Consider the following 6,789-nt stretch of genomic DNA (forward strand, 5'->3'; position numbering starts at 1 on the left):
CTTGGTTCTGTCAGTTCGCCGGCCGCCGCGTTGCGGCAAGGCGAGCGCCGGGATCTTCAGCTTTGCGAGGCAGTCACCCGCTCAAGCCGCTCGAGAATGCGCGGCCAACCGCTTCCCATGCCGATATAGCCGCGCTCGTCCTCGGACCGGAACCCGGAATGCTCCATGCGCACCCGCGTCGCTGTACCTTCGGGCGTCAACGACCATGTCACCACGGTCTTCAGACCGCTGTCGGATTCGGTGCCGTCGCCCCATCTGTAGGCTAGCAGGCGTGGCGGCTCGATCTTCAGCACCTCGCAGTTCGTCACGCCGGACCAGCCAGGCACCGGCGTCGCGCGAAAGGTAAAGCGATGGCCTTGCTCAGGCGCAAAGTCGTTCTCCATCAGCCATTCGGCAACTAGATGCGGCACGGTCAGTGCGCGCCATATCTTTTCAGCCGCATGCGGGATCAGACGCTCGACGACAATGGATTTGGTTTCGATTGTGGTTGCTTCAGTCATGACTTCGGACCCGTTGTTTGCGGTTTGGCTGGGCTATCAACAACGCGCTCTCCATGAGAACCAATAACCCACCAGCTATGAGTTACGTATAACGCTTAAGTTATGAATGTGTCAAGCGGCGGAATGGCAGGCGCGCCCGCAAGCACATTGAGCCAACACTTCCGGCTTTCATCGCACCATGCCCGATGCTACCGCTGGCTAGCTGAAATCATCGACGGATCGCCCATGACCGAGACCGAACGCCCTCGCCTCCCGCTGATCGAGATCTGCGTCGAAGGCATAGACGGTCTGCTGGCCGCGCAAGCCGCCGGCGCCGACCGTGTCGAGCTCTGTGCCAGCCTGATCGAAGGCGGCATCACACCGAGCTTCGGCACGGTGCGCACGGCGCTCGAGCTGGCGACGATCCCGTTCCACGTCATCGTGCGGCCGCGCGGCGGCGATTTTCTCTATAGCGAAGCCGAATATCGTTCGATGCTCGCCGACGTCGGCGCGCTTGCCGAGCTCGGCGTCGCCGGTGTCGTCGTCGGTTGCCTCGCTGCCGACGGCACTATCGACGAACAGCGCATGAGCGAATTGGTTAAGGCGGCGGGAAGCTTGAACGTCACCTGCCACCGCGCCTTCGACATGACCCACGACCCGACAGAGGCGCTGGAGACGCTGATCCGCTGCAAGGTCGGCCGCGTGCTGACCAGCGGCCAGCGCGACACGGCGCTCGAGGGCGCTGACCTGCTCGCCGATCTTGTCAGGCAAGCCGGCGACCGCATCATCATCCTCGGCTGCGGCGGGCTTGATCCCGAGAACATCGGCAAGGTGCGGAGGAAAACCGGGTTGAGCGAAATGCACTTCGCCGCGCTCAAGGACATGCCGAGCGCCATGCGTTACCGCAACCCAGGGGTCGGCATGGGCGGCACCGATCTCGACCGCGAATACCGCAACACCGTGACCGATGAGGCGATGGTGGCGGCGACCATCGCAGCCGCCCGGCTGTGATCCTGGAAGATCGAACAACATGATCGAAGTGCGTTTGCCGATCGAACGGGTTTCGCCGCGTGATGAGTCCGCAATCCTCGCGCTCAACAACGAGTATGCCGCCGAATTGTCGTGGCTCGAACCAGAGCGCCTGTCCTTCCTGCTCGGCGAAGCGTTTTACGCGCGCCGCATCGGCACGCTCGAAGCCTTCATCATTACCTTCGACCAGGACGCCAGCTACGACAGCCCGAACTTCCTGTGGTTTCGCGAGCGCTACCCGCGGTTCGTCTATGTCGATCGCGTCGTGGTCGCCGCCGCAGCGCGCGGGCGCGGCCATGCCCGCCGGCTGTACGAGGATCTGTTCGAGCAGGCGTCACGCGTGGGCCAGGCGATCGTCACCTGCGAAGTCAATGCCGAGCCACCCAATCCGGCTTCGGACGCCTTCCATGCCGCAATCGGCTTTGCGGAAGAGGGCGACGCGGTAATCCACGGCGGCAGGAAAGCCGTGCGGTATTATGCAAGACGGATCGCCGGCTAAACGGCGGGCGCCGTTCGCCCTACCAATTGCGGTTCAGCCAGGAGCGGGCCGGCTTTTCGATGATGTAGTAGCTGCACAGCGCGCAAGCGAACGCCGCCGCAAGCATCAACCACGGCGAACTGCCTTTTATGTCGACGAATTGATAAAAGGGCTGCTGCCAAAGATACAGCGAATACGACCACAGCCCCAGCATCGTCATCGGCAGGGACGATAGAAACCCGGTCAGATACCGGCTGCTGAAGTCGAGCAAATTGACGGCGAGCGCCAGCAGCGGCACCGCGACCAGATAGTGGATGGGGGTTGGCACGGCAGCCATGAAAAGGAGCACAGCCACGACTGTGGCCGCCAGGGCAACGTGCGGCCCCTTGAGCAGTGTCGGCAGCCTGTCGTCGGCCTTGAGCAGGCATAACACCGCCGACAGCAGGATCGAGGCGATGTGCACGTCGGTGCGCCAATAGCTGCCCTCGTAGCCTATTGCGAGCACCCGGTAGGAGATGGTGCCGTTTGCCATGGCCAGCACCGACAATGCGCCGAGCAACATGATGATCCGGGATCGCCCCGAGACGACGACGCTGATCAGCGCCAGGATGATATAGGCGTGCTCTTCGACGCAGAGCGACCAGATATGGTCGAGCGCGCCGGCGCGGGTGACGAGAATTCCGGCATAGTTGTAGGTGAACGTCAGCGCCGTCAGCGCCGCCTTCCACTTGAAGGCGATGAATGTGCCGGACAAGGCAACCATCGCGGCGACGACAAAAATTAGCAGTGCCGGGTAGATGCGGGAGAACCGGCGCTTGAAGAATTTCTTCAGCGGATAGTATTCGACAAACAGGATCTCGGCCATCAGCCGGCCGCTGAGCACGAAGAAGAATTCGACGCCCAGGACGCCGAGATTGATGCCGGGAACGGGGAAGAAATGGCCGATCAGCACCAGCGCGATCGACAGGCCGCGCCAGCCGTCGAGATAGGCAAGCCTGGTTCTTGCCGAGCTATCGGCGACAGGCCTGGACACGACAAGACGCGTCGCGGAGATGTCCGTCATGCCGGTCCCTTCATTGAACCTGCGAAAGGCGGGCTGGAGGCCGCATTCCTCCGGCTATATTGCAGCGCACCAGAACTTTGTGCAAGTGCGAGATAACGACACGCCCGAAGTACGGGGACGGACCGAAAGGGGGCTGTCACGTCCGTTCCCCGAAACCAACGGTCGACAGTCTCAGGCGTTGACGGCAGGCGCTGCGCGCCATGGCCAGCTTAATGGCAAATAGTACATTGCCATCTTGGCTGGCTAAAGCAGAATGTACCCACGATTTCCGCGGCGCCGTGCGGCAGGCCTGCTCTTCCGCCATCCAATGCCTTGCCCGTTTGCCCAAATCAGCCGAATGTGCCGGGGACAGATCCACTGAACAGAGACAGTGCATGACCGGCTTCGTCCTTCCCCTGCCCGCAACCCCGTCGGTGGCCGTGGCCGGCTCGCCGGAGCGTTTTGCGGTGCGCCGGATCTTCTGCGTCGGCCGCAACTACGCCGCTCATGCCCGCGAGCTCGGCAATGATGAGCGCGACCCGCCCTTCTTCTTCACCAAGCCAGGCGACGCAGTGGTCGATGCGGCGGTCGGTTCGGGCACGATTATCCCGTACCCGCCGCTGACCCAAAACCTGCATCACGAAATCGAGCTGGTCGTCGCGATCGGCGGAGCCGGCTTCCGCATCCGGCGCGAGCGCGCGCTGGACCATGTCTGGGGCTACGGCGTCGGCGTCGACCTGACTCGCCGCGACCTTCAGGACAAGGCAAAAAAGGCGGCAAGGCCGTGGGACTGGTCGAAAGCCTTCGACCGTTCAGCGCCCTGCGGCCCGCTGGTTCCGGCGCAAAAATCCGGTCATCCCGACAAGGGCCGCATCTGGCTCGAGGTCGACGGCGAGATCAGGCAGGACGGCGACCTCGCCGAACTGATCTGGCCGGTTCCCGACATCGTCTCGATTTGCAGCGAGGCGCTAGAGCTTAAGCCCGGCGACCTGATCTTCACCGGAACACCGGCTGGCGTCGGCGCCGTCGGGCCGGGCGAAAAGATCACCGGTGGCGTCGACGGCATCGGCGAAATCGAACTGACCATCGGCCAACCGATCCGATGAGCGACATCGTCCTCCATAACTACTACCGCTCCTCGACCTCTTACCGGGTGCGGACCGCGCTGGAGATGAAGGGCCTGTCCTACGACTACGTGCCGCATCATTTGCGCCACGGCGAGCATCTCGAACCCGCCTACCTCGCGGTCAATCCGCAAGGGCTGGTGCCGGCACTGGTCCTGGACGACGGCACGCTGCTGACGCAATCGCTGGCGATCATCGAATATTTCGACGAGACCACGCCTGAGCCGCCGCTGCTGCCCAAGGATGCGCCTGGCCGCGCCCGCGTCAGGATGCTGGCGCAGATGATCGCCTGCGACATCCATCCGGTGAACAATCTGCGCGTGCTGACCTCGCTGCGCACACTGTTCGGCGCCGGCGACCAGGATGTCGTCAACTGGTTCCGGCACTGGGTCAACGAAGGCTTCCAGCCGCTTGAAAAGATTCTGGCTTCCTCGCCCGAGACCAAGACATTCTGCCATGGCGACACGCCGGGGCTGGCCGACATCTGCCTGGTCGCACAGGTCACCAGCAATGCCCGCTTCGGCGTCGACATGACGCCCTACCCGACGATCTCGCGCATCAATGCCGCCTGCATGGCGCTGCCGGCGTTCCAGAAGGCCGCGCCTGAGAACCAGATCGATGCCGAGTAGACCGCAAATTGCATGAAGTGATGAGGAACTGCCGATGAAAGCCGTCGTCTTCGAAAAGTTCGGCGAAACGCCAACGATCCAGACCGTTCCCGATCCGGAGCCGGCACCGGAAGGCGTCGTCATCAAGGTGGAGGCGACCGGCCTCTGCCGCAGCGACTGGCATGGCTGGATGGGCCACGACGACAGCATCCGCCTGCCGCATGTGCCGGGCCACGAACTGGCCGGCGTCGTGGTCTCCGCAGGCAACCAGGTGACCCGCTGGAAGGGCGGCGAGCGCGTCACCGTGCCGTTTGCCGTCGGCTGCGGCCGCTGCTTCGAATGCACGTCGGGCAACCACCAGGTGTGCGAACATCAGTTCCAGCCCGGCTTCAGCGCCTGGGGTTCGTTCGCCGAATATGTCGCCATCGATCATGCCGACACCAATCTCGTGCGCTTGCCCGACGGGATGGAATTCGCCACCGCCGCCAGCCTCGGCTGCCGGTTCGTCACCTCGTTCCGCGCCATCGTCGACCAGGGCCGGGTGACGCCCGGCGAATGGGTGGCGGTGCACGGCTGCGGCGGCGTCGGCCTGTCGGCGATCATGATCGCCAGCGCCATGGGCGCCAATGTCGTCGCCATCGACCTCACCGACGAGAAGCTGGACTTTGCCAAAAAGATCGGCGCGGTGGCGACGATCAACGCGGCAAAGACGCCGAACGTGGTCAAGGCGGTCAAGCAGATCACCAATGGCGGCGCGCACATGTCGATGGACGCGCTCGGCCACCCCAGTACCTCGTTCAACTCGATCGCAAACCTGCGCCGCCGCGGCCGCCACGTGCAGGTCGGCCTGATGCTCGGCGACCATGCCAGGCCGCAGATACCGATGGACAAGGTGATCGCATTCGAGCTCGAAATCCGCGGCAGCCACGGCATGCAGGCCTTCCGCTACCAGGCGATGATGGAGATGATCCGCACCGGCAAGCTGAAACCCGAACTGCTGGTCGGCAAGAAGATCAGCCTCGAAGAGGCGCCGGCCGCATTGATGGCGATGGGCGGCTTCGAAGGCATAGGCATCGGCGTGGTGACGCGATTTTGAATGTTAGCGGGCGCATGGGGCAACTCATTGCACCCAATGAGATCAATCAAGTAATGGCTGAATACCGTCTGAGGGCGGGAAGCCAGCCACCAGCAGCCAGCCATGCTCGTCGCGCAAATACAGTTGACCGGAGCCCCACTTTACCGCGTGCCCCCTCGCCTCGAAGCAATCACCGCACATACAGGCCCAGCCGCTCGCCCCCTTCACAGCACCGTCTACCATGTATTTTTTGTCGTCAAAAGAATGACGGCACAAATCACAGAACTCAGGAGGAGGAGAGAAGTAGGTACGTCTGACCGTCGCCTTGTTGATATCGACCAATGAATCGAGTGAAGGACTAGAAATGTTGGCCAAGCTGTTCAGTCTGTACTTTTCGAACATCTCATCCAGGGGACCTTTTGGTAAACCGATAACCCATGCGGTAGCGGTCACAATGCCTTTCTCATGATCAACATTCGTGACTCTCGCCAGTCCAGAAAAAACACTCTGTCCGGAACTCGGCTTGAACAACATAAAAGCAGTAGATGAAGTTATCCAATTAGCGTCAATAAAAATAACCAATTTAAATGTGCCAATATTTGCGTAAATATGTGGATCCTTACCTAAGTCGCCTGAGAATTTTTGAGTCCATTTTCCTTTTATGTCGATCGCCTCCATCGGAACATTTTTTGTCCTAAAGCGGAGTCGATCAAAGGAAATTGCAGCTCCTACGTAGCCGTCGCTGAGGTTCAAATCCTGTGTTGGAACTGCGAGTACTGCAAGGTTAGATAGGACCGTTTGAAAAGCAGTCATAACGTGATTCAGCTCCCACCCTAAACTGTGGAGGCTTTTGTCATCGCGATACCTACTTAGCCTGAAAAATTCACGGTGGGTTGGCGGATGTGGTTCAAGCCGTTGAAATGACGTAGAATTTGGTTGCTAAGGCCGATCCGA

Annotated in this window: 8 protein-coding genes; 5 read left to right on the plus strand and 3 right to left on the minus strand. The window is 61.4% G+C overall.

Annotated elements, in window-relative coordinates:
* Positions 1-56 precede the first annotated feature (56 nt).
* Positions 57-500, minus strand: a complete 444-nt coding sequence (locus NKK47_RS29115; RefSeq protein WP_352454545.1) for an SRPBCC family protein — start codon at positions 498-500, stop codon at positions 57-59.
* Between the two features lie 225 nt (positions 501-725).
* On the opposite strand from NKK47_RS29115, the gene NKK47_RS29120 reads away from it, so the two are divergent.
* Positions 726-1,490 carry a copper homeostasis protein CutC gene (locus tag NKK47_RS29120; RefSeq protein WP_352579205.1) on the plus strand — a complete coding sequence of 255 codons (765 nt, stop codon included), beginning with the start codon at positions 726-728 and terminating at the stop codon, positions 1,488-1,490.
* Positions 1,491-1,509: 19 nt separating this feature from the next.
* Positions 1,510-2,007, plus strand: coding sequence for a GNAT family N-acetyltransferase (locus tag NKK47_RS29125; RefSeq protein ID WP_352579206.1), 498 nt, complete (start codon positions 1,510-1,512; stop codon positions 2,005-2,007).
* A gap of 19 nt (positions 2,008-2,026) precedes the next feature.
* On the opposite strand, the gene NKK47_RS29130 is transcribed toward NKK47_RS29125, so the two are convergent.
* A complete protein-coding gene (locus tag NKK47_RS29130; protein WP_352579207.1) occupies positions 2,027-3,049 on the minus strand; it encodes an acyltransferase family protein in 1,023 nt (340 codons plus the stop codon).
* 374 nt (positions 3,050-3,423) lie between these two features.
* On the opposite strand from NKK47_RS29130, the gene NKK47_RS29135 reads away from it, so the two are divergent.
* The 3 genes from NKK47_RS29135 to NKK47_RS29145 are packed head-to-tail and all read left to right on the plus strand — an operon-like array spanning position 3,424 to position 5,856.
* Complete coding sequence (locus NKK47_RS29135) at positions 3,424-4,134, plus strand: fumarylacetoacetate hydrolase family protein (RefSeq protein ID WP_352579208.1); 711 nt, start codon at positions 3,424-3,426, stop codon at positions 4,132-4,134.
* On the plus strand, positions 4,131-4,781 hold the full coding sequence (gene maiA, locus NKK47_RS29140) for a maleylacetoacetate isomerase (protein ID WP_352579209.1): 651 nt from the start codon (positions 4,131-4,133) through the stop codon (positions 4,779-4,781). The genes NKK47_RS29135 and maiA overlap by 4 nt, the downstream gene beginning before the upstream one ends.
* A gap of 34 nt (positions 4,782-4,815) precedes the next feature.
* Positions 4,816-5,856: a zinc-dependent alcohol dehydrogenase family protein gene (locus tag NKK47_RS29145; RefSeq protein WP_352579210.1), complete on the plus strand. Its 1,041-nt coding sequence runs from the start codon at positions 4,816-4,818 to the stop codon at positions 5,854-5,856.
* Positions 5,857-5,898: 42 nt separating this feature from the next.
* Here NKK47_RS29145 and NKK47_RS29150 read toward each other — a convergent pair whose 3' ends face one another.
* On the minus strand, positions 5,899-6,648 hold the full coding sequence (locus NKK47_RS29150) for a hypothetical protein (protein WP_352579211.1): 750 nt from the start codon (positions 6,646-6,648) through the stop codon (positions 5,899-5,901).
* Positions 6,649-6,789: the final 141 nt, after the last annotated feature.

The sequence above is a fragment of the Mesorhizobium sp. M0019 genome, assembly GCF_040323975.1.
In the GTDB taxonomy this organism is placed as follows: Bacteria; Pseudomonadota; Alphaproteobacteria; order Rhizobiales; family Rhizobiaceae; genus Mesorhizobium.